Raw genomic sequence first — 19,264 nt, 5'->3', positions numbered from 1 at the left:
CAAAAGCGGTGAAAATTTCCACCTTGTCAGGATATTGCATCGCATTCTGCGTTGCCATGCGGCAATCCGTTAGCGCTATATCACCTATGGCCGCCCTTGGGGTGGCACCGAATTCTCAGGGAGGAGAACAAAAAATGAAGCGTTTTGCATTTGCCACCGTGTCGACCTTGGCCGTAGTGGCCGGGTCGGCTGTTGTGGCTGAACCAAAGGCCGAAGTTCTGCACTGGTGGACATCCGGTGGTGAGGCGAAATCGGTCGCGGTTCTGCAGGAAGAGTTCGCCTCGAACGGCGGCACATGGACCGATATGCCGGTCGCAGGTGGCGGCGGCGATGCGGCCATGACTGCGCTGCGGGCCCGGGTTCTTGCGGGTAACGCGCCGACTGCTGTTCAGCTGAAAGGACCTGCCATTCAGGAATGGTATGAAGAGGGCGTTTTGGCAGACATTTCATCCGTGGCAGAAGCCGAAGGCTGGGCCGATGTGCTGCCAGCATCGATTGCAGGCCACATGATGTGCGAAGGTACGTGGTGCGCAGCACCTGTGAACGTGCACCGCATCGACTGGATTTGGGCCAATGCTGACGTTCTGGCCGCCAACGACATTGAAATGCCCACAACATGGGAAGAGTTCAACGCCGCTGCCGAAAAACTGCAGGCTGCCGGAGTGATCCCTTTGGCCCATGGTGGCCAGGCATGGCAAGACGCCACAGTGTTCGAAGCGGTTGCGCTGGGTCTGGGTGGCCCCGAGTTCTATCAGAAAGCCTTTGTCGATCTCGACCCCGAGGCGCTGACCTCGGACACCATGGTGCAGGTCTTTGACCAGATGCGCACCCTGCGCGGTTATGTGGACGAAAACTTCTCAGGCCGCGACTGGAACCTTGCCACCGCCATGGTGATGAATGGCGAAGCAGCTTTCCAGATCATGGGTGACTGGGCCAAAGGCGAATTCCTGGCGGCTGGCAAGAAGCCCGGCGAAGACTTCCTGTGTGCCTCGACCCCCGGTGACGGATATCTGTACAACGTCGACAGCTTCGCCATGTTCGAAGTGGAAGGTGACGACAACCGCGCTGGTCAGGAATTGCTGGCCAAGCTGATCGTCGCGCCGAAATTCCAGGAAGTGTTCAACCTGAACAAGGGCTCGATCCCTGCGCGGACTGATGTGGCGCTGGATGCGTTCGACATCTGCGCGCAAATCTCGGCCGAAGACATGGGTTCGACCTCGGCAGGCGGTTCGCTGCTGCCGTCTTATGCCCATGGCATGGCGCTGCGCGGGTCGCAGGCCGGTGCGATTACGGATGTTGTGACCGCACATTTCAACTCGGATATGTCCTCGGCTGACGCGGTTCAGCAACTGGCGGACGCGGTAGCAAACAGCTACTGATCCAATACGCTCTGCCCCCTATAGTGAGGGGCAGAGCATCTTTCCCCGGAGGCTAAAATGTCCGAATGGCTGGAAAACCACCTGCCCAAGGTGGTGCTGGCACCGTCGTTCATCGCCGTATTGATCTTTGTCTACGGATTTATCGGATGGACCGCATGGGTGTCGCTAACCCGATCGAAACTACTGCCGAAATACGAGATCAAAGGCTTCATTCAGTATGAACGCCTGTTCGACTCTCCCCGCTGGGATACGGCGATCAACAACCTGTATATCTTTGGCGCGCTGTTCATCGTGATCGCGATGGTACTGGGCCTGTTGCTGGCCATCCTGCTGGATCAGAAGATCCGCGTCGAAGGCGCGATCCGGACGATCTACTTGTACCCGATGGCGCTGTCGATGATCGTGACAGGTACGGCGTGGAAGTGGATTTTGAACCCGGGCCTGGGCATCGAATCCATGGTGCAGGGCTGGGGCTTTCCGAATTTCGAATTCGACTGGCTGGTGAACCCCGACTACGCGATCTACACTATCGTGATCGCCGCGATCTGGCAGAGTTCCGGCTTCGTCATGGCGTTGTTTTTGGCCGGTTTGCGTTCGGTCGATGGCGAGATCATCAAGGCCGCACAGGTCGATGGCATCCCCACGTGGCGCATTTATACGGCGATCATCATCCCTTCGATGGCACCGATCTTCCTGTCTGCTTTCATCGTGCTGGCGCACCTCGCAATCAAAAGCTTCGACCTTGTCATCGCCCTGACTGGTGGCGGTCCGGGCTACGCAACCGATCTGCCCGCTACTTACATGTACGCCATGGCCTTTTCGCGCGGCGATATTGGTCAAGCAGCCTCGTCCGCGATGATCATGATGCTGGTCGTCTTTGCCATCGTGGTTCCCTATCTTTACTCAGAGCTGAGGGCGAAAAATGACTGATCTGTCGATGCCCCAAACACAAACCCGCACCCAAAGCGCTACGGGCAAGATTGCCCTGCGTTGGTTGCTTTATGTCCTGCTTGGCCTGTTTGCACTGTATTATCTGATGCCGCTCTTCGTGATGTTGACGACATCATTGAAAAGCCTTGAGGAAATCCGCACCGGCAGCCTGATTTCGCTGCCGCGAGAGGTCAGCTTTGACGCTTGGAAAACCGCATGGTCCGGCGCTTGTACCGGTATCCAGTGTGAAGGTTTGCGACCCTATTTCTGGAACTCGGTTCTGATCGCGGTGCCTGCGGTATTTTTGTCGACCCTGTTGGGTGCGCTGAACGGCTATGTCGTGGCGCAATGGCGGTTCAAAGGGGCCAATATCATCTTCTCGCTGATGCTGTTCGGTTGCTTCATCCCGTTCCAAGTTGTTCTGCTGCCAATGGCACGTCTGCTGGGTATGATGGGGATTGCCGGAACCATTCCGGGCCTGATCTTTGTCCATGTGATCTACGGGCTGGGCTTCACCACGCTGTTCTTCCGCAACTACTATGTCACCATTCCGGCCGAGCTGACCAAAGCGGCGCGGGTTGATGGGGCTGGGTTCATGCGGATTTTCTGGTCGATCTTTCTGCCGCTGTCGCTGCCCATCATCGTGGTGACTGTGATCTGGCAGTTCACGCAGATCTGGAACGACTTCCTGTTTGGCGTGTCGTTCAGCCAGGCGGGGACACAGCCCGTGACTGTTGCGCTCAACAACATCGTAAACTCCACCACCGGCGTCAAAGAATACAACGTCGACATGGCTGCCGCGATCATCGCGGGGCTGCCGACGCTGCTCGTCTATGTCGTTGCCGGTAAGTATTTCATCCGCGGCCTGACCGCTGGCTCTGTGAAGGGATAAGACCCATGGCTCCCATCCTTGATATCAACAAACTCTACAAGAATTACGGCGCGACCGAGATTCTGAAAGACATCAACATCTCGATTGAACCGGGCGACTTCCTGGTGCTTGTCGGCCCCTCGGGCTGCGGTAAGTCTACGCTGCTGAACTGCATTGCGGGACTGGAAGAGATCACCGGTGGCACATTGTCCATCGGCGGCAACGACATGACCCATGTCAGCCCCAAGGATCGCGACATCGCGATGGTGTTCCAGTCTTACGCTTTGTACCCGACCATGTCGGTGGCCAAGAACATCACCTTCGGCATGAAAGTGCGCGGGGTCGATCAGGCCACGCAGGAAGCCAAGCTGAAAGACGTCGCCTCCTTGCTGCAGATCGAGCCATTGCTGAACCGCCGCCCCAGCCAACTGTCGGGTGGTCAGCGTCAGCGGGTCGCGATGGGCCGGGCGTTGGTGCGCGACCCCAAGCTGTTCCTGTTCGATGAACCGCTGTCGAACCTTGACGCCAAGCTGCGGGTCGAGATGCGGACCGAGATCAAGAAGCTGCACCAGACACTGGACGCCTCCATTGTTTATGTTACCCACGACCAGATCGAAGCGATGACGCTGGCCACCAAGATCGTGGTCCTGAAAGGCGGGGTCGTGCAGCAGATCGGTACTCCGGCCGAGATCTACAACAACCCGGCCAATCTGTTTGTGGCGGATTTCATGGGCTCACCTGCGATGAACCTGATCCCGGCACAGGCATCGAACAATGGCTCGGGAACGCAAATCTCGATCGCGCGCGAATCCGGTGAAACGCTGGTTCTGAACGATGCACGTGACTTGTCTCTGCCGCAGGATGTCATCCTTGGTCTACGCCCTGAAGATATCGCCGAGGCGGGGTTCCGCGCTGGCGCAGGCGTGCAGGAAGCCGCCTGCATGGTCGATATGGTCGAACCCGCAGGGGCAGATACCTATGTGGTGTCGGAATTGGGTGGCAAGCAGGTCACGGCGCGGCTGCATGCTGAAACCAGCGCGCAGGCCGGTCAATTGCTGAACCTGGCGTTCGACATGAGCAAGGTGTCCTACTTTGCCAAGGAAACGGGTGAACGGCTGAACTAAGGGACCGTTGGCCCGCACCAACCCGGGGTGGGCCATACCAATCACAGTCGGTTTTGGCCGGTTAATTTGAAATATGCTATCTTGGGACGTAGCGAAGGGAGGCGCGCTATGTCCGATCCGTACTCCGATCTGGCCGGGCAGGATATCTCGGTCCAAGAGCGTATCGCCGAAGCTATGGAAGCGCGGTGTCTGGAGCCGGCGCAGAAAGAGATCAGGGATAGCTATCTAAGTGATCTGATTGTCCCTGAGGGCGGGTTCGCGGTTGAGCTGGGTTCAGGCACCGGGCACATCACGCAAGAGCTGCTGTCAGTTGGCGGGGTGGAGCGCGCGCTCGGCATTGAGCCCTCACCGGTTATGGTCGAACGTGCGAGAAACAGCTTCGCCAGCGAGAGCAATCTTGTTTTTGAAACCGGCGATGCAAAGGCAACCAGGCTTGAAGATAGCTCAGCAGACCTTGTTCTGGCGCATACACTGTTGTGCCATGTACCCGGCCCCGAGGATGTGGTTTCCGAGGCCTTTCGGATACTGAAACCGGGCGGGATATTCGCGATTTGCGATGGGGACTACGATACCGCCACAGCGCAGATTGCCGATTTTGATCCTCTGGATCAACTCATTCGGTTCATGATCAATCAGAACGTCACAAACCTCTGGATCATGCGCCAGATTGGCGGTGCACTCTCTCAAGCAGGTTTTGAGTTGGGCCGTCGCCGGGGACACGGTTATGTAGCCGAAGGAGAGGCGACTTACTTTCTGACCGTTATCGACCGTGGTGCGGATCGAATGGCCGAGACCGGGTTGTTGGCGCCTGAAACGGCACAGGCGCTGAAATCCGAGGCCCGGGCGCGTGTGTCTGCAAACACGTTTTTTGGCTACATGTCTTATGTCAGCCAGATCGCGCGCAAGCCTGCAACCTGAACAAAAAAGCCACCGCGCGAACGGGTCGAGCGGTGGCCGGCGTAGGATAATACCTCTGATCAGCCAGTCTTTTTCAGATCCTTGATCAGGCGATTCAGGTCGCCGCCGCGCGCATCCAGCATTGCGCCAATCTCTGTGCGCTCGGTCAGCAACAAATTCACACCTTCGATGAACATGTTGTAGAACTTTCCACGACCCGATTTGTCGGACACCAGGAATGTCACTTCGAACGGGGATGAGCCGCGCAATTTGACCGAGGTTCTGACCTCGTATCCGGTCTTGATCTTGCGCGCGTTACGCACGGTGACCTCACCGCCGATGAACTCGCGGAACCGGCGACCATATTTGCGCGAAATATAGCCTTCGAACGCTTTGGTGAACTGACGCAGCTGTGCGGATGAGGCTGTGCGTGCATCCGCCCCCAGCGCATAGCGGGCCATGATCGGCACATCACCGTATTGCACAAAGATCTTTTGAAAATCACGCAGCATGGCATTTTCGGATTTACCCGAGTCAATGATACGCGTGATATCGGCCACAACGCTGTTGACCAGCTGTTTGGCCTGCGCTTCGGTCAGCGCGAACGCGGGCAGAGGCAATGCGGCAACTGTCATCCCGGTCAGGGCGGTGGCCACAAAACGGCGTCGGTTCAACAGGTTATTCGGCATAGGGGTCCTCGTACGGGTCAAGATAGGGGTCTCTGACAGGGTCGGTCCCGGTGGTGGCGTAGGGATCGTCATACAGACCCAGATAGGCGTCTTCATCATCCCTTGCCAGTTCAAAGCGGCGATTTTGCAGGTAGATCGTGCGCGCTTGCGCGTAACTGTCTGCACTTTCGTACAGAATCGAATCAACTGTATCCGAGAACCGACCGCGATCTCCCATCCGCCGCACGACCTCGGCATAGACACCAATATTGTCGACCGGGCGGGTCGGGCTAAAGTTGATCGGATTCGAGAACAGGTTGACCACAACGCCGACCGCATCGCGCGCGGTGGACGGGCCGTAGAAGGGCAGTTCCACATAAGCACCTTCGCCCACGCCCCAGACATGCAGGGTTTCGCCGAAATCAGTATCAACAGGCGGCAGGTTCAGCTCATCCGCCGGGGCTGACAGGCCAAAGCCGCCCACGGTCGAGTTGATCAGAAAGCGCAGCAGCGCATTGCCGGACTGTTTCAGATTGCCTTGCAGCAGATAGTCCAGCGCCTGCCCGGGCATCGTCAGGTTTTCGGCAAAGTGATTGAAACTGGTAACCATCGGATCTGGTACGATCTTCACATAGCCTTTCGAGGCCGGTCGGAACAGGAATCGGTCCACACCCAGATTGAACTTGTGAATGCCCCGGTTGGTCCCTTCATAGGGGTCAAAAATCTCACCCCGCGCCGCTGCGTCCTGAGGCTGCGTCGCGCATGCCGATAGGACCGTCAGGATGCCGAATATGATCAGGTGCTTCAGACGAATGTAACTTGGCACTGTCTTCGTTACTCCGAAAATTGCCCAGCGGTATCCGGGCCTTCAATCAATACAGCCTTTGCACCCTTGGTGGCGCAATTGGTCTCACATAGAGGTTTCGCGCAGGATTTGAAACAACAACTCGCGTTTACCTCAGCCGATGGGGCGACGTAAAGTGACACGAATTCAACACTTCCTGAATAAGAGAAGACCTGCCCAGTTTGCAGGCAATGGGAAAAATCCCGCTTTCCCGCTTTCGGAAACAGGTTTTCCCGGGTAGCGTCCGCGCTGAATCACTACGAGATGAGGATCAATCATATGAGCATCGCAGCAAAACTGGACAGCCTGGGTGTCAGCCTGTCGGACGCACCTGCTCCGGCAGCGAACTACGTTCCTTTCGTGCGCATCGGCAACATTGTCTACGTGTCGGGCCAGATCTCCAAGGCGGATGATCTGATCACTGGTAAGCTCGGTGATGATATGGATGTTGAGGCAGGCGCCGCTGCAGCCAAAGTCTGCGCCATCAACCTGTTGGCTCAGGTCAAAGCGGCTTGTGGTGGCGATATCGACAAGCTGGTGCGCGTGATCAAGCTGACCGGTTTTGTAAACTCGACCGCTGATTTCACAGAACAGCCGAAGGTGATCAACGGGGCCTCTGACTTCCTGGTCGAAGCGCTGGGCGACGCCGGTCGTCATTCGCGCTCGGCCGTCAGCGCAGCCTCATTGCCTTTGGGTGTTGCCGTTGAAATCGAGGGTATTTTCGAGGTTCAATGAAACCGTCCCTTCCGTCTGAGTTCCTGCAGCGCCCGATAGCACATCGCGCGCTGCATGACATTTCTGATCAGCGGCCCGAGAATAGCCGGGCCGCCATTCGTGCCGCAATAGACGCCGGTTATGGGGTCGAGATTGATCTGCAACGCACCCGTGACAATCGGGCCATGGTGTTTCACGACTATGACATGACACGTCTGACCGGGCAGCCCGGACCGATCCAACAGATCACCGAAACACAAGCGCGGGCCCAGACGCTTCTGCATTCTGACGGTGAAGGTATCCCCTCGCTGGAAGAGGTGCTGGCCATTGTTGCAGGACGGGTGCCCTTGCTCATCGAGCTGAAGGATCAAGATGGTGCAATGGGCCCCGATATCGGCGCTTTGGAAGCAGATGTTGTAAGCGCACTGAAAGACTATGAAGGCCCGGTCGCGCTGATGTCGTTCAACCCGCATTCTGTCGCAGAGATTGCACGCCTTACGCCACATTTGCCGCGCGGTCTCGTTACCAGTTCTTACGAGCCCAAAGTCGAGCTTCTGCCGCAAGCCGTCTGCGATCATCTGCGCAACATCCCGGATTTCGACCGCGTTGGAGCCAGCTTTATCAGCCATGAAGTCATCGATCTTGACCGCCCCCGGGTCGCTGAGTTGAAGGCACAGGGTGTGCCGATCCTGTGCTGGACCGTGCGCTCGCTTGAACAAGAAGCAGAGGCACGCAAGGTTGCCGATAATGTTACGTTCGAAGGCTATCTGGCCGAACATCCCGCTTGATCCCGGCGCGCGCGATCACAGATAAAGGTGCAGCGCGGAGGGGATATGGATCAGGCACAGATTGAGGTTCGGGTTCTGACATCGGTCTCGCAGATTTCCGCGAGCGACTGGGACAGTTGCGCCTGCCCCGAGGTTGCCGATGGCGGGCGACCGTTTGATCCGTTCACGACACATCGGTTTTTGCTTGCCCTGGAAGAAAGCGGCTCGGTCGGGCGCGGTACTGGCTGGCAGCCGCAATACCTGACAGCCTATCTGGACGGGATGCTGATTGCGGCAGCCCCGATGTTTGCCAAGTCGCACTCCCAAGGTGAATACATCTTCGACCATAGCTGGGCTCATGCCTATGAAAGCGCGGGCGGGCGATATTATCCCAAGCTGCAGATCGCGGTGCCCTTCACACCCGCGACTGGCAGGCGTTTTTTGGTGCGACCCGGCTACGATGCTGTCGGGATCTCGGCGCTGGTGCAAGGAGCGGTGCAACTGGCCGCCGAGAATCGAATTTCATCGCTGCACGCTACTTTCTGCACCGAGGCCGAAGCGCTGGCAGGTGAGCAGATGGGCCTGATGGTCCGCCACTCGCAGCAGTTTCACTGGCTCAATGATGATTACGCCGATTTTGACGAGTTTCTGGCTGCGCTGTCCTCGCGCAAACGCAAGAATATCAAGAAGGAACGCACGCAGGCCTGTGATTTCGGTGGGCAGATTCGAACAATCACCGGCGATGATCTGCGACCCGAGCATTGGGACGCGTTCTGGCGGTTCTATCAGGATACCGGCGCGCGAAAATGGGGCTCGCCCTACCTGACGCGACAATTCTTTGATATCGCTCAGGAAACCATGACGGATGACATCGCCTTGGTGCTGGCCGAACGCAATGGATACCCCGTCGCCGGTGCGTTAAATTTTGTCGGGCGGGAAACGCTGTATGGCCGGTATTGGGGCTGTGTCGAACATCACCCCTGCCTGCATTTCGAACTGTGCTATTATAGGGCGATCGACTTTGCCATTGCGGAAGGTCTGGCGCGGGTTGAGGCCGGTGCGCAGGGCGAGCACAAGCTGGCGCGCGGCTATCTGCCAACCCGCACGCATAGCTTGCATTGGGTTGGCGATCCGGGTTTTGCTGATGCGGTTCAGAAATATCTGGACGCCGAGTCCCACGCAGTGGGAGAAGAGATCGAGATTCTGACGGATTATGGCCCGTTCAGGAAATCGAACCCGGAGGAACAGCAATGACCGAACTTCTGTCAACCGAGACCCGCGGCCCGCTGCTGGACCCGCTGTTCAGAAATGGCTGGACCATGGTCGAAGACCGCGACGCGATCACCAAGACCTTCATCTTCGATAATTTTGTCGCCGCCTTTGGCTGGATGACGCAGGTGGCGATCTGGGCCGAGAAATGGAACCACCACCCCGAATGGTCGAATGTCTACCGCACGGTAGAGGTGGTCCTGTCGACCCATGATGTTGGCGGTCTGTCTGCACAAGACGCCAAGCTGGCGCGTAAGATGGACAGCCTGCTAACGGTCTCCGCGTGAACCCGTCCCACCGGCCAGCAATGTTGCCGTTCCCAGCTGCTTGAATTCTGCCGGAGTGATCGTGCCGTCGCTGACATTGATATTGCCCGGAATTCTGATCGTACGGGTGCCGACGGACCGCACGCTGCGGGCCGCCGGATTGATGTCGAGACACCGATTTTCATAACAGGTCAGACCGCTGGTATTGATCTGAATCTGCACCTGACCATCAGGGCCGCTGACCACCGGGGATTGCTGTACGTCACATGCGGCCAAAGCCACCAGGCTACCGAGGCAGATCCATTTATTCATGACACGCTCCTGCCAACCAAGTTGGCGTTTAATCTAAGAGACCGTTGCCATCCTTATCCGCAGCGTCAAAATCGTTCTGCATCTGGCTGACATACTCTGCCTTTGAGATAAGACTGTCGCCATCCCGGTCAACGGCTTCGAACTGTTTGATATCCAAGAACGGTTTTGCTTCGCTCAGGCCCAGAGTGCCGTTCTTGTCTTCGTCCATTGCCTGAAATGCATAGTCCGAGAAGGCGTTGAATTCGTCCTTGGACAGGAAGCCGTCATTGTTGGTGTCGATGTTATTCAACTCGGCCTCGTGCAGTTCTGCGACAGTCTCTGCGTTTGCAGCAGCAGCCATCACGAATACGGTGGTGATAATCAATACTCGTTTCATCTCAAATCTCCTCAGCACGCGTAACGTTCGCCAGACACGCCACCCGCAGCGGCGCCCGCCGCCGTCAGGATGGTCTTGCCTGAACCACCGCCAAATTGATTGCCGATCACTCCACCGATCAGGGCGCCGCCTATGGTACCACTCAGGCAGGCGATCTCGTGCTGTCGGGCAGCCTGTTGTTGGGGTGTGGGTGCAGGTCCGCACGCCGCCAGGGCCCCGGCGGTGCCAAGAAACAATGTAAGCAATTTCAGTCGCATCAATGAACTCCCGAGTTGTATGCGCCAAGTATTGGCGCATCGGGGCGTTGCATCAAGTTAAATGCGTTTCACGTGGCCCCGGTCAAACCGGGGCCGACAGGGATCAGATACTATCAAGCAGGCCTTCACCAGCCGAGACCTCACAGACACCGGGGTTTTCTTCCAGATTCATCGCCACAACCTTGCCGTCTTCAACCAGCATTGCATAGCGTTTGGAGCGTGCAATCAGGCCTACGGGCGGGGCGTCGAAATCCATGCCGATGGCCTTGGTAAACTCGGACGCTGCATCGGCCAGCATGGTCAGCCCGGCCGCTGTTGCACCGGTGCTTTCTCCCCAGGCGCCCATCACGAAAGGGTCGTTGACCGAGATACAGATGATTTCTTCTACACCCTTGGCATCGAACTGGTCCTTGGTCCGCATGAAGCTTGGTACATGAGCGGTTGTGCAGGTTCCGGTGAACGCACCGGGTACAGCGAAGATCACAACCTTGCGCCCTTTGGTCTTGTCTGAAATCCGAACCTCCTCGGGGCCTTCGGCACCCATCTGGATCAGCGTGGCCTCGGGCAGCATGTCACCTGTTGCAATCATTTTTACGCTCCTGTCATTTGGATTTGCAGAGTCGGGCTTTGCCGCAATATAGGTGGTCGAAACAAAGTAACCACGTGAATTCTGCAGGGTGAGCGAAACATGAGCCATATTGTCGTGATCGGGGCAGGGCAGGCCGGTGCTTCTTTGGTAGCACGGCTGCGCAAGGACGGGTTCGAAGGTGACATCACCCTGATCGGAGCCGAGCCGCATTTGCCCTACCAACGCCCGCCCTTGTCCAAGGCCTATCTGCTGGGCGAGATGGAGCTGGAGCGCCTGTTCCTGCGGCCCGAGAGCTTCTATGCCGAAAACAACATCACCCTACGGTTGGGTCAACGTGTGACGGCGATTGATCCAAAGGCCAAGACGGTGATCCTCGGCGATGAGGTGATCACCTATGATGAACTGGCGCTGACCACTGGGTCCGACCCACGCCGCCTGCCCGCAGCGATCGGGGGCGATCTTGAGGGTGTCCATGTGGTGCGAGATCTCGCCCATATCGACGAGATGGAACCTCGGGTATCGGATGGCGCCCGCGCGCTGATCGTTGGTGGCGGCTATATCGGGCTTGAAGCCGCCGCCGTTTGTGCCAAGCGCGGGGTCAGGGTGACCTTGGTCGAGATGGCCGACCGCATCCTTCAGCGTGTCGCGGCCAAAGAGACAAGCGACTACTTTCGCACGCTGCACACCGAATACGGGGCCGACATTCGTGAGGGCGTCGGGTTGGATCGTCTGGTTGGTGAAAGTGGCAAGGTGACGGGCGCCGTCCTGACCGATGGCACCCAACTTGAGTTGGATTTTGTTGTCGTCGGCGTCGGCATCGCGCCGTCGACTCAACTGGCTGAACTGGCCGGGTTAGAGCTGGATAACGGCATCAAGACCGACGCCCATGGCCGCACCTCAGATCCGTCGATCTGGGCGGCGGGCGATTGCGCGTCGTTCCCGCATGGCGAAGGCCGTATCCGCCTGGAAAGCGTGCCGAACGCCATTGATCAGGCCGAGATCGTGGCCCAGAACATGTTGGGCGCGGCTAAGGATTACACTGCAACGCCATGGTTCTGGTCCGATCAGTATGACGTCAAGCTGCAGATCGCCGGGCTGAATACCGGCTATGACCGTGTGGTGACTCGCAAGGGTGAGGGCGCGACGGTGTCCTTCTGGTACTACAAGGGCGATCAGCTGATCGCGGTCGACGCGATGAATGACCCGCGCGCCTATATGGTTGGCAAACGCCTGATTGATGCCGGCAAGACCGCTGATCCGGCTGTTGTTGCCGACCCAGAAGCGGACCTGAAACCGCTGCTCAAAGCGTGAGGATCATCGCCGGAGACTTCCGGGGCCGGGCTCTGACTTCGGTTGGCAAAGGCGATGCCGGTGCGCATCTTCGCCCAACCACTGACCGGGTAAGGGAAAGCCTGTTCAACGTTTTGAATCATCAGATCGACTTCAACGGCTTGCAGGTTCTCGACCTTTTTGCGGGCACCGGTGCATTGGGACTAGAAGCGCTGTCTCGCGGCGCGTCCCACGTCACGTTTGTCGATGATGGGAGGGTCGCGCAGGGTCTGATCCGCAAGAATATCGGCCTGACCGGAAGCGCTAGCCAGGCCACTTTGATCCGGCGGGACGCGACCCGTTTGGGCGAAAACCCGGGCACTGTTTGTGATCTGGTTTTTCTGGATCCGCCTTACGGAAAAGCTCTGGGTCAAAGGGCACTGGCCGCGGCTACCCAAGGTGGTTGGCTGTCTGATGACGCTCTGATCGTCTGGGAAGAAAGCACCCCCATGCTCGCGCCCGAGGGCTTTACGCTGCACGACACGCGGAAATATGGCGACACGCATATCTCGCTAATGTGGCGCACAGGGGGCTGAGATGCACGATCTGGTTATCTTTGATTGCGACGGCGTTCTGGTCGATAGCGAGGTTTTGTCCAATCAGGTCATGGTCGACAATCTCGCTGGCCATGGTCTGCACTTGTCCTTAGCCGAATGCATGTCCCTGTTTGTCGGCGGCACCATGACCGGTGTGCGCGACAAGGCGCGCGAGCTGGGGGCTGATCTGCCGGATGACTGGACTGATCAAATCTATGCGGAAATCTACGAGACGCTGAAAGCAGGCACGCCTCTGGTCGCGGGTATCCGTGAATTGCTGGCGCAACTGGATGCAAGCGACATTCCCTACTGTGTCGCCTCAAATGGGCGGCCTGAGAAAATGAAGATCACTTTGGGCCAGAATGGTCTTTGGGAGCGTTTTCAAGATGTGATGTTTTCGGCTCAGGTGCTTGGAACGGGCAAGCCCGACCCGACCCTGTTCCTGACCGCTGCACAGCATTTCGGCGCAACGGTGCCGGTTGTGATCGAAGACAGCGAAAACGGTGTCACCGCAGCAATCCGCGCCAATATGCGCTGCCTGGGCTACGCGGCCCATGATGATGGTGCGCGATTGGAAGAACTAGGGGCCGAAGTGTTCCCCGACATGTTACATGCGCCCAAGCTTTTGGGACTTTGAGCCATAAACGTGTTATGCTTGGTCCATGGACCGCGCTATCACACCTCCGCTCTGGGCTTTTTCGAAAGACGCCGACACCACAACTGGGCCTCCGCCCAAACCGATGCGCGCGCCGGTGTTCATTCACGACGCGGTCATCCCGTGGCGGGATGAAACCTTGCTGCTGAAGCTATTACGCGATCAGGCGACCGATCAGGACGAATAGGTCGGGTGATATTTGCCGCCCGGTGACAAGGTGAAAATCTCAACCCCATCTGCGGTCACACCGACCGAATGCTCGAACTGCGCCGACAGCGATTTGTCGCGGGTCACGGCAGTCCAGTCATCGGACAGTGTCTTGGTTTCAGGACGCCCCAGATTGACCATCGGCTCGATGGTAAAGAACATGCCCTCTTCCAACACAGCTCCGGTACCCGGACGACCATAGTGCAGGACATTTGGTGGCGCGTGGAACACCCTGCCCAGACCGTGGCCGCAGAAATCGCGTACAACGCTCATCCGATGCGCCTCGACATAGGCCTGAATGGCGTGGCCGATATCGCCGAAGGTATTGCCCGGCTTGACCATCTCGATACCCTTGAACAGCGCGTCGTGGGTCACCTGAATCAGCCGTTCGGCCTTGCGCGGCAATTTACCCGCCACATACATGCGCGACGTATCACCGAACCAGCCATCAACGATGACGGTCACGTCGATATTCAGAATGTCGCCATCCTTCAGCTTTTTGTCACCCGGAATGCCGTGACACACCACGTGGTTCACGCTGATGCAGCTGGCGTGCTGATAACCCTTGTAGCCAATGGTTGCCGATTCCGCACCTGCATCCTCGACCATCTGAGTGATCAGCCCGTCAATCGCACCGGTGGTCTGGCCGACAAAAACATGTTCAGCAATGTCATCCAATATCCGCGCAGCCAGCGCCCCTGCCGCATGCATGCCGGCAAAGTCACTCTGTTCATAGATGCGGATACCGTCTTTGGTCAGACGGCCACGATGTTCTTTCATCGGTGCGGGACTCCAAATATTTCACGCAGCACTTCTTTTACGCTGCTTGTGCAGAAAGTACCAGAGGGTGCGCGGTGGTGAATGTTTCTCAGTTGATTTGGTTTAACACGTAGACTGATAAGGGCTCTTGGTGATCAAGGCAGACGAAAGTGAGTTGGGAATACGCCGACACCGCTTCCTAGGCCAACAAGAATAATCTGTCTTCCGGTTCGCAGACGTCTGCGAATACTGTTCGGGACATCACAAACGACGTTAACAGCGCGCGCCGTGTCTTTAAGAGCGATTGGCCTAGGGCACTTCCGATAATCTCCCATATTGGGATCACTAACAACAAATGTTATTTCTACCGTGCGAAAAGAGGGAAGAAAAACAACCATCGGGATCGTCGCCGCCACTATAAGAAAGCCCGCAAGCGCACTTACCAAAGGCATGAACAATATAGACAATGTTGTTTTTATTGGCTCTGAGAATTGGATGCCTTCGGATAAGCTAAGGTGAACCGCCCAAAGTGCTGTCGCTCCCGAAATTGCTCCCACTACGCATGCAGGCCAAAAAGCCCAGGAAACCCAAATCGGAGAGGGAACAAACGCTACGCCAAAAAATCTAGCCAATACAGGTATCCCTCCCAAAATCATTAGGGTCACTGAGATTGTTCGAATACGCTTTTCTAAACGGGTGTTCTCGGTCTTCGGTAGTGCCGTCATTAAGTTGTCCTTTGAGAATCTCTAAGCAAATTCGATAGAAATAGTCGGGTTCATCTGAATTTTTTCTCAACAATTGATTGACGAGTTGACCAAAACACCTATTGGCGAAATCTGCGTCCCGTAAACCAGCTTCTCCACCCCCTGCGCTTGCGCCACCTCAAACGCCGCCGCATAAGCCGGATCAATATTGGTAGCCAGCGCAAACCGGTCGCAATCGGTCCGTTGAACCAGATACAGCATCACCGCCCGATGCCCTTGTGCCGCCATAGCCGCCAGTTCGCCGAGATGTTTGTTACCGCGGGCGGTCACACTGTCGGGGAATTCAGCAAGGCCGGGTTGGCGTGAGAGGGTGACGCTTTTGACCTCGACATAAGCATCGGGTAGGCCCGGCCCGGTCAGCAGGAAATCGATACGGCTGTTTTCACCGTATTTGACCTCGGGGCGCACGGTTTCATAGGCGGCCAGCTCGGGGATTTCACGCGCCTCGAGCGCCAACCGAAGCGCCTTGTTGGGGACTGATGTGTCGACCCCTGTGAAATGCCCGTTCTCATGATCGACCAGCCGCCAGCCGTATTTCAGCTTTTTCTTCGGATCGTCGTTGGGCTCCAGCCAGATTTTCTCACCCGGTTCTGCGAGCCCCATCATTGAGCCCGGATTGGCGCAATGGGCTGTCACCTCGCGCCCGTCTTCCAGCCTGCAGTCTGCCAGAAAGCGTTTGTAGCGGCGGATCAGTCGAGCGGGGACAAGGGGGGTTTCAAATCGCATGGCCAAGGGCCTATACCTGCCCTAACGGTCGATCAAGAGGGAGGGCGCGTCATGGCCAATCCAACCGCTGCAATGTTGGTGATCGGGGATGAGATCCTCTCGGGCCGCACCCGCGATGCCAATATGCATTATCTGGCTGGAGAGCTGACCAAACACGGCATTGACCTGAAAGAGGTGCGCATTGTCAGCGATGATGCACCCGCGATTGAGGCAGCCGTAAGGGCGCTATCAGAGGCCCATGACCATGTGTTTACCAGTGGTGGTATTGGTCCGACCCATGACGACATCACCGCTGACTGCATCGCCCGTGCCTTTGGCGTGCATATCGATGTTCGCGACGACGCGCGTGCATTGCTTGAGGCGCATTACGAGAAATCCGGGCTGGAGCTGAACGACGCTCGCCTGCGCATGGCGCGTATTCCGGAAGGGGCCGAATTGATCGACAACCCGGTCTCGACCGCGCCCGGCTTTACCATCAACAACGTCCATGTCATGGCCGGGGTGCCTTTGGTTTTTCAGGCCATGGTTGCGAGTGTTCTGCCTTCGCTCATCGGAGGTAGCCCGCTTTTGTCGCAGACGCTGCGTGTGGATCGGGGTGAAGGCGATATTGCAGCAACTTTGGCCGCACTGGCCAAAGACTTCGGCGATCTTTCGATCGGCTGTTATCCGTTTCAGACGAATGGCGTCTTCGGAGCCAACGTCGTCGTGCGCGGCACCGAGGGTGGACGGATCGATGCCGCCATGACCCGCCTTGCGAAAGAGATCGAGCTTTGAATCCCGATTGGGCCGCTGTTGTCGATGGCACATGGCCTGCCGCCGGCTATCAAACGCAAGGCCCATTTCGACTGCGGCAAGGACAGGGCGGAGGTTCACGCGTCTCTGCCGCCAATCGCACCGGGGACGTCACCAGCGCCGATATCGATGCGGCCGAAAGCGCCATGCAGGCGATGGGTCAAAAACGCATCTTCTGCCTGCGGCCCGGAGATGAGGCGCTGGATGCAATGCTTGCGCAACGCGGCTACGACATCCTTGATCCGGTTAATATCTATTCCTGCCCGGCGCAGCAGTTGACCGATATCCCGATCCCGCGCGTGACTGTTTTCAACATCTGGGAACCGCTGGCCATCATGCGTGAGATCTGGGCGCAGGGCGGTATCGGCCCCGAACGGATTGCGATCATGTACCGGGCACCGGGCCCAAAGACCGGCCTTTTGTTGCGCCACAGCGATCAGCCCGCAGGAACAGGCTTCGTGGCGATCCATGAAGGTATCGCAATGGTTCACGCGCTGGAAATCCTACCGGATCACCGCCGCAAGGGGTTGGGCCAGTGGGCCATGCGCGCCGCGGCCTTTTGGGCGCTGGACAATGGCGCGCAGACGCTTAGCGTGATCTGTACCAAGGCGAACGCGGGGGCCAATGGCCTCTATCACTCGCTTGGGATGAAGATCGTCGGAGAATACCACTATCGCCAGCGCGTCTGAGGAGGACGAATTGACAAAACAGGACATGCCCACTGCCCTGGATCTGCCAATGGTGGACCCACTACCGTCAGAGACGCAGAAATACTTTGATATCTGTGTTGAGAAACTGGGAATGGTGCCGAATGTCCTGCGCGCCTATGCCTTCGATATCGACAAGCTGAATGCCTTCACTTCGATGTATAATGATCTGATGCTGGCCGATAGCGGGCTGACCAAGCTGGAACGCGAGATGATTGCGGTCGTGGTGTCCTCGATCAACAAATGCTTCTACTGCCTCGTGGCTCATGGCGCAGCGGTGCGGCAGCTTTCGGGCGATCCGCAGCTGGGTGAGATGCTGGTCATGAACTACCGCGTCGCCAAATTGGACGCGCGCCAACGTGCAATGCTGGATTTCGCAGCCAAGATGACCACCGCCAGCACCACAATCGAAGAGCCCGATCGCCAGCTTTTAAGTGATGTCGGGTTTTCGGATCGCGATATCTGGGACATTGCCAATGTCACCGGTTTCTTCAATATGACCAACCGCGTGGCCAGTGCCACTGCCATGGTCCCGAACCCCGAGTATCACGCACAGTTCCGATGATCCGTTTCCTGTTCCTTAGCCTCCTTTTGGCCGTGCCTGTGCAGGCGCAGGAACTGACGTTGCCCGCCAGCGCCCGGCAGATTTCGGATCGCACCAGTGCATTGGACAGCTACGACCTGCCAACCGGCGTGTTTGCCGACGGCACAGTTCCATCCCGCACTGTCGAAGGGCGTGTCGAGCGGCTAACATGGCGTCTTCAGGCCGGCTCCAGCACGACGCTGCAAATTCTTGCTCCGCTTCGGGATCAGCTTCAGGCGCAAGGTTTCGAGATCGCGTTTGAATGCGAGGCACGCAATTGTAGCGGGTTCGATTTCCGCTTTGGCACCGAAGTGGTGCCGACGCCTGACATGTATGTGGCGATCCACGATTACCGTTTTCTATCCGCCTCCCGCGGTGACGAAGTGCTGAGCCTGCTGGTCAGCCGCAACCCGCCGGATGGCTATGTGCAGATGATCCGGGTGACCCCGCAAGGTACGCAGCCTGCGCAGCCACTTGTGATCGAGGAAACCGTTGAGGGCCCTGCCGGGTTGCTAAACGATCTCAGCAGTACCGGGCATGTCATCCTTGATGACCTGCACTTTCGCACCGGCGAAGTCGCGCTGGGCGAAGGGCCGTTTGCCTCGCTGGCGCTGCTTGCGGGCTATTTGGCCGACAATCCTTCGACCCGTTTGGCGCTGGTAGGACACACGGATGATACGGGCGCATTGCAGGCCAATATTGCGGTCAGCACCAAACGGGCGGAAGCCGTGCGTGCGCGGCTGATCGAAGCGCACGGTGTTGCCGCCGACCGGATCGAGGCGCAGGGCGTAGGCTATCTTGCGCCCATTACTTCTAACGCTACGCCCGAGGGCCGCGATCTCAATCGCCGGGTCGAGGCGGTGTTGCTGGTCAACTAACAGGCGCGAACACCGCGGACGCCCTGTGTCCCCCTTGCCCTGATGGCGCGGCCTGATGCACACTT

At 57.7% G+C, this 19,264-nt stretch carries 26 protein-coding genes; 17 read left to right on the top strand and 9 right to left on the bottom strand.

The annotated features are described in order from the left end of the window. The first annotated feature begins 134 nt into the window (after positions 1–134). The 5 genes from ACR0AW_RS11235 (at position 135) to ACR0AW_RS11215 (ending at position 5,222) form a co-directional block, all read left to right on the top strand. A complete protein-coding gene (locus ACR0AW_RS11235) occupies positions 135–1,379 on the top strand; it encodes an ABC transporter substrate-binding protein (RefSeq protein ID WP_170514081.1) in 1,245 nt (414 codons plus the stop codon). 57 nt (positions 1,380–1,436) lie between these two features. Continuing rightward, the gene (locus ACR0AW_RS11230; RefSeq protein ID WP_039543053.1) at positions 1,437–2,309 is read left to right on the top strand and encodes a carbohydrate ABC transporter permease; all 873 of its coding nucleotides are present in this window, start codon (positions 1,437–1,439) and stop codon (positions 2,307–2,309) included. Next, positions 2,302–3,201, top strand: a complete 900-nt coding sequence (locus tag ACR0AW_RS11225; protein ID WP_170408537.1) for a carbohydrate ABC transporter permease — start codon at positions 2,302–2,304, stop codon at positions 3,199–3,201. Before ACR0AW_RS11230 ends, ACR0AW_RS11225 begins: the two co-directional genes overlap by 8 nt. 5 nt (positions 3,202–3,206) lie before the next feature. Then, entirely contained in the window at positions 3,207–4,304 is a 1,098-nt protein-coding gene (locus ACR0AW_RS11220) for an ABC transporter ATP-binding protein (RefSeq protein WP_170408536.1), read from the top strand. A 108-nt stretch (positions 4,305–4,412) separates the two neighbouring features. Then, positions 4,413–5,222: a methyltransferase domain-containing protein gene (locus ACR0AW_RS11215; protein WP_170733925.1), complete on the top strand. Its 810-nt coding sequence runs from the start codon at positions 4,413–4,415 to the stop codon at positions 5,220–5,222. 59 nt (positions 5,223–5,281) lie between these two features. On the opposite strand, the gene ACR0AW_RS11210 is transcribed toward ACR0AW_RS11215, so the two are convergent. Then, positions 5,282–5,890, bottom strand: coding sequence for an MlaC/ttg2D family ABC transporter substrate-binding protein (locus ACR0AW_RS11210; RefSeq protein WP_170408534.1), 609 nt, complete (start codon positions 5,888–5,890; stop codon positions 5,282–5,284). Then, a complete protein-coding gene (locus ACR0AW_RS11205; RefSeq protein ID WP_170408533.1) occupies positions 5,880–6,695 on the bottom strand; it encodes an MlaA family lipoprotein in 816 nt (271 codons plus the stop codon). Before ACR0AW_RS11205 ends, ACR0AW_RS11210 begins: the two co-directional genes overlap by 11 nt. 297 nt (positions 6,696–6,992) lie before the next feature. On the opposite strand from ACR0AW_RS11205, the gene ACR0AW_RS11200 reads away from it, so the two are divergent. Genes ACR0AW_RS11200 through ACR0AW_RS11185 form a run of 4 tightly spaced genes read left to right on the top strand, consistent with a single transcriptional unit; the run spans position 6,993 to position 9,750 of the window. Continuing rightward, positions 6,993–7,448: a RidA family protein gene (locus ACR0AW_RS11200; RefSeq protein ID WP_170394820.1), complete on the top strand. Its 456-nt coding sequence runs from the start codon at positions 6,993–6,995 to the stop codon at positions 7,446–7,448. Further along, entirely contained in the window at positions 7,445–8,215 is a 771-nt protein-coding gene (locus tag ACR0AW_RS11195) for a glycerophosphodiester phosphodiesterase family protein (RefSeq protein WP_170408532.1), read from the top strand. Before ACR0AW_RS11200 ends, ACR0AW_RS11195 begins: the two co-directional genes overlap by 4 nt. 45 nt (positions 8,216–8,260) lie before the next feature. Then, positions 8,261–9,448 carry a GNAT family N-acetyltransferase gene (locus ACR0AW_RS11190; protein ID WP_170408531.1) on the top strand — a complete coding sequence of 396 codons (1,188 nt, stop codon included), beginning with the start codon at positions 8,261–8,263 and terminating at the stop codon, positions 9,446–9,448. Next, positions 9,445–9,750: a 4a-hydroxytetrahydrobiopterin dehydratase gene (locus ACR0AW_RS11185; RefSeq protein WP_170394812.1), complete on the top strand. Its 306-nt coding sequence runs from the start codon at positions 9,445–9,447 to the stop codon at positions 9,748–9,750. The genes ACR0AW_RS11190 and ACR0AW_RS11185 overlap by 4 nt, the downstream gene beginning before the upstream one ends. On the opposite strand, the gene ACR0AW_RS11180 is transcribed toward ACR0AW_RS11185, so the two are convergent. The 4 genes from ACR0AW_RS11180 to ACR0AW_RS11165 all read right to left on the bottom strand — a co-directional run bounded on the left by ACR0AW_RS11180 (position 9,733) and on the right by ACR0AW_RS11165 (position 11,263). Beyond that, positions 9,733–10,041: a hypothetical protein gene (locus tag ACR0AW_RS11180; protein ID WP_170733924.1), complete on the bottom strand. Its 309-nt coding sequence runs from the start codon at positions 10,039–10,041 to the stop codon at positions 9,733–9,735. The genes ACR0AW_RS11185 and ACR0AW_RS11180 overlap by 18 nt on opposite strands. A gap of 28 nt (positions 10,042–10,069) precedes the next feature. Further along, positions 10,070–10,417, bottom strand: a complete 348-nt coding sequence (locus tag ACR0AW_RS11175) for a penta-EF hand family protein (RefSeq protein ID WP_170626752.1) — start codon at positions 10,415–10,417, stop codon at positions 10,070–10,072. 11 nt (positions 10,418–10,428) lie between these two features. After that, complete coding sequence (locus tag ACR0AW_RS11170) at positions 10,429–10,674, bottom strand: glycine zipper 2TM domain-containing protein (RefSeq protein WP_170394802.1); 246 nt, start codon at positions 10,672–10,674, stop codon at positions 10,429–10,431. Positions 10,675–10,777: 103 nt separating this feature from the next. Next, a complete protein-coding gene (locus ACR0AW_RS11165; protein ID WP_170408529.1) occupies positions 10,778–11,263 on the bottom strand; it encodes a peroxiredoxin family protein in 486 nt (161 codons plus the stop codon). Positions 11,264–11,362: 99 nt separating this feature from the next. On the opposite strand from ACR0AW_RS11165, the gene ACR0AW_RS11160 reads away from it, so the two are divergent. Genes ACR0AW_RS11160 through ACR0AW_RS11145 form a run of 4 tightly spaced genes read left to right on the top strand, consistent with a single transcriptional unit; the run spans position 11,363 to position 13,970 of the window. Beyond that, positions 11,363–12,574 carry an FAD-dependent oxidoreductase gene (locus ACR0AW_RS11160; RefSeq protein ID WP_170733922.1) on the top strand — a complete coding sequence of 404 codons (1,212 nt, stop codon included), beginning with the start codon at positions 11,363–11,365 and terminating at the stop codon, positions 12,572–12,574. After that, positions 12,571–13,128, top strand: a complete 558-nt coding sequence (gene rsmD / locus ACR0AW_RS11155) for a 16S rRNA (guanine(966)-N(2))-methyltransferase RsmD (protein ID WP_170733921.1) — start codon at positions 12,571–12,573, stop codon at positions 13,126–13,128. Before ACR0AW_RS11160 ends, rsmD begins: the two co-directional genes overlap by 4 nt. A 1-nt stretch (position 13,129) precedes the next feature. Continuing rightward, on the top strand, positions 13,130–13,765 hold the full coding sequence (locus tag ACR0AW_RS11150; RefSeq protein WP_170733920.1) for an HAD family hydrolase: 636 nt from the start codon (positions 13,130–13,132) through the stop codon (positions 13,763–13,765). 25 nt (positions 13,766–13,790) lie between these two features. Then, positions 13,791–13,970: a hypothetical protein gene (locus ACR0AW_RS11145; protein ID WP_170394788.1), complete on the top strand. Its 180-nt coding sequence runs from the start codon at positions 13,791–13,793 to the stop codon at positions 13,968–13,970. Here ACR0AW_RS11145 and map read toward each other — a convergent pair. The 3 genes from map to sfsA form a co-directional block, all read right to left on the bottom strand. Beyond that, positions 13,958–14,770, bottom strand: a complete 813-nt coding sequence (gene map / locus ACR0AW_RS11140) for a type I methionyl aminopeptidase (protein ID WP_170394785.1) — start codon at positions 14,768–14,770, stop codon at positions 13,958–13,960. The two genes, ACR0AW_RS11145 and map, sit on opposite strands and share 13 nt — an antisense overlap. Positions 14,771–14,904: 134 nt before the next feature. Continuing rightward, complete coding sequence (locus ACR0AW_RS11135) at positions 14,905–15,474, bottom strand: proton-conducting transporter membrane subunit (protein ID WP_170733919.1); 570 nt, start codon at positions 15,472–15,474, stop codon at positions 14,905–14,907. Between the two features lie 66 nt (positions 15,475–15,540). Next, positions 15,541–16,239, bottom strand: a complete 699-nt coding sequence (gene sfsA, locus ACR0AW_RS11130; RefSeq protein WP_170733918.1) for a DNA/RNA nuclease SfsA — start codon at positions 16,237–16,239, stop codon at positions 15,541–15,543. Positions 16,240–16,290: 51 nt separating this feature from the next. On the opposite strand from sfsA, the gene ACR0AW_RS11125 reads away from it, so the two are divergent. The 4 genes from ACR0AW_RS11125 to ACR0AW_RS11110 are packed head-to-tail and all read left to right on the top strand — an operon-like array spanning position 16,291 to position 19,199. Further along, positions 16,291–17,013: a molybdopterin-binding protein gene (locus tag ACR0AW_RS11125; protein WP_170394779.1), complete on the top strand. Its 723-nt coding sequence runs from the start codon at positions 16,291–16,293 to the stop codon at positions 17,011–17,013. Beyond that, positions 17,010–17,720 (top strand): GNAT family N-acetyltransferase, encoded by a 711-nt coding sequence (locus ACR0AW_RS11120; protein ID WP_170636559.1) that lies wholly within the window; start codon positions 17,010–17,012, stop codon positions 17,718–17,720. The genes ACR0AW_RS11125 and ACR0AW_RS11120 overlap by 4 nt, the downstream gene beginning before the upstream one ends. 25 nt (positions 17,721–17,745) lie before the next feature. Beyond that, positions 17,746–18,303, top strand: a complete 558-nt coding sequence (locus ACR0AW_RS11115) for a peroxidase-related enzyme (RefSeq protein WP_480439058.1) — start codon at positions 17,746–17,748, stop codon at positions 18,301–18,303. After that, positions 18,300–19,199 carry an OmpA family protein gene (locus tag ACR0AW_RS11110; RefSeq protein ID WP_170733916.1) on the top strand — a complete coding sequence of 300 codons (900 nt, stop codon included), beginning with the start codon at positions 18,300–18,302 and terminating at the stop codon, positions 19,197–19,199. The genes ACR0AW_RS11115 and ACR0AW_RS11110 overlap by 4 nt, the downstream gene beginning before the upstream one ends. Positions 19,200–19,264 lie beyond the last annotated feature (65 nt).

The sequence above is a fragment of the Ruegeria sp. C5 genome, from assembly GCF_056537605.1.
Note: the sequence above shows the minus strand (reverse complement) of the source record. Positions and strands in the feature narration are given on the sequence as shown.

Bases quoted from the DNA above. Each gene is read 5' to 3' on its own strand.
- ACR0AW_RS11160 (WP_170733922.1), top strand. From the start codon at position 11,363: ATGAGCCATATTGTCGTGATCGGGGCAGGGCAGGCCGGTGCTTCTTTG.
- ACR0AW_RS11235 (WP_170514081.1), top strand. From the start codon at position 135: ATGAAGCGTTTTGCATTTGCCACCGTGTCGACCTTGGCCGTAGTGGCC.
- ACR0AW_RS11200 (WP_170394820.1), top strand. From the start codon at position 6,993: ATGAGCATCGCAGCAAAACTGGACAGCCTGGGTGTCAGCCTGTCGGAC.
- ACR0AW_RS11170 (WP_170394802.1), bottom strand. From the start codon at position 10,674: ATGCGACTGAAATTGCTTACATTGTTTCTTGGCACCGCCGGGGCCCTG.
- ACR0AW_RS11215 (WP_170733925.1), top strand. From the start codon at position 4,413: ATGTCCGATCCGTACTCCGATCTGGCCGGGCAGGATATCTCGGTCCAA.
- ACR0AW_RS11145 (WP_170394788.1), top strand. From the start codon at position 13,791: ATGGACCGCGCTATCACACCTCCGCTCTGGGCTTTTTCGAAAGACGCC.
- ACR0AW_RS11225 (WP_170408537.1), top strand. From the start codon at position 2,302: ATGACTGATCTGTCGATGCCCCAAACACAAACCCGCACCCAAAGCGCT.
- ACR0AW_RS11110 (WP_170733916.1), top strand. From the start codon at position 18,300: ATGATCCGTTTCCTGTTCCTTAGCCTCCTTTTGGCCGTGCCTGTGCAG.
- sfsA (WP_170733918.1), bottom strand. From the start codon at position 16,239: ATGCGATTTGAAACCCCCCTTGTCCCCGCTCGACTGATCCGCCGCTAC.
- ACR0AW_RS11230 (WP_039543053.1), top strand. From the start codon at position 1,437: ATGTCCGAATGGCTGGAAAACCACCTGCCCAAGGTGGTGCTGGCACCG.
- ACR0AW_RS11115 (WP_480439058.1), top strand. From the start codon at position 17,746: ATGCCCACTGCCCTGGATCTGCCAATGGTGGACCCACTACCGTCAGAG.
- ACR0AW_RS11135 (WP_170733919.1), bottom strand. From the start codon at position 15,474: ATGACGGCACTACCGAAGACCGAGAACACCCGTTTAGAAAAGCGTATT.
- ACR0AW_RS11125 (WP_170394779.1), top strand. From the start codon at position 16,291: ATGGCCAATCCAACCGCTGCAATGTTGGTGATCGGGGATGAGATCCTC.
- ACR0AW_RS11190 (WP_170408531.1), top strand. From the start codon at position 8,261: ATGGATCAGGCACAGATTGAGGTTCGGGTTCTGACATCGGTCTCGCAG.
- ACR0AW_RS11220 (WP_170408536.1), top strand. From the start codon at position 3,207: ATGGCTCCCATCCTTGATATCAACAAACTCTACAAGAATTACGGCGCG.
- ACR0AW_RS11165 (WP_170408529.1), bottom strand. From the start codon at position 11,263: ATGATTGCAACAGGTGACATGCTGCCCGAGGCCACGCTGATCCAGATG.
- ACR0AW_RS11195 (WP_170408532.1), top strand. From the start codon at position 7,445: ATGAAACCGTCCCTTCCGTCTGAGTTCCTGCAGCGCCCGATAGCACAT.
- ACR0AW_RS11175 (WP_170626752.1), bottom strand. From the start codon at position 10,417: ATGAAACGAGTATTGATTATCACCACCGTATTCGTGATGGCTGCTGCT.
- ACR0AW_RS11150 (WP_170733920.1), top strand. From the start codon at position 13,130: ATGCACGATCTGGTTATCTTTGATTGCGACGGCGTTCTGGTCGATAGC.
- map (WP_170394785.1), bottom strand. From the start codon at position 14,770: ATGAAAGAACATCGTGGCCGTCTGACCAAAGACGGTATCCGCATCTAT.
- ACR0AW_RS11185 (WP_170394812.1), top strand. From the start codon at position 9,445: ATGACCGAACTTCTGTCAACCGAGACCCGCGGCCCGCTGCTGGACCCG.
- ACR0AW_RS11180 (WP_170733924.1), bottom strand. From the start codon at position 10,041: ATGAATAAATGGATCTGCCTCGGTAGCCTGGTGGCTTTGGCCGCATGT.
- ACR0AW_RS11210 (WP_170408534.1), bottom strand. From the start codon at position 5,890: ATGCCGAATAACCTGTTGAACCGACGCCGTTTTGTGGCCACCGCCCTG.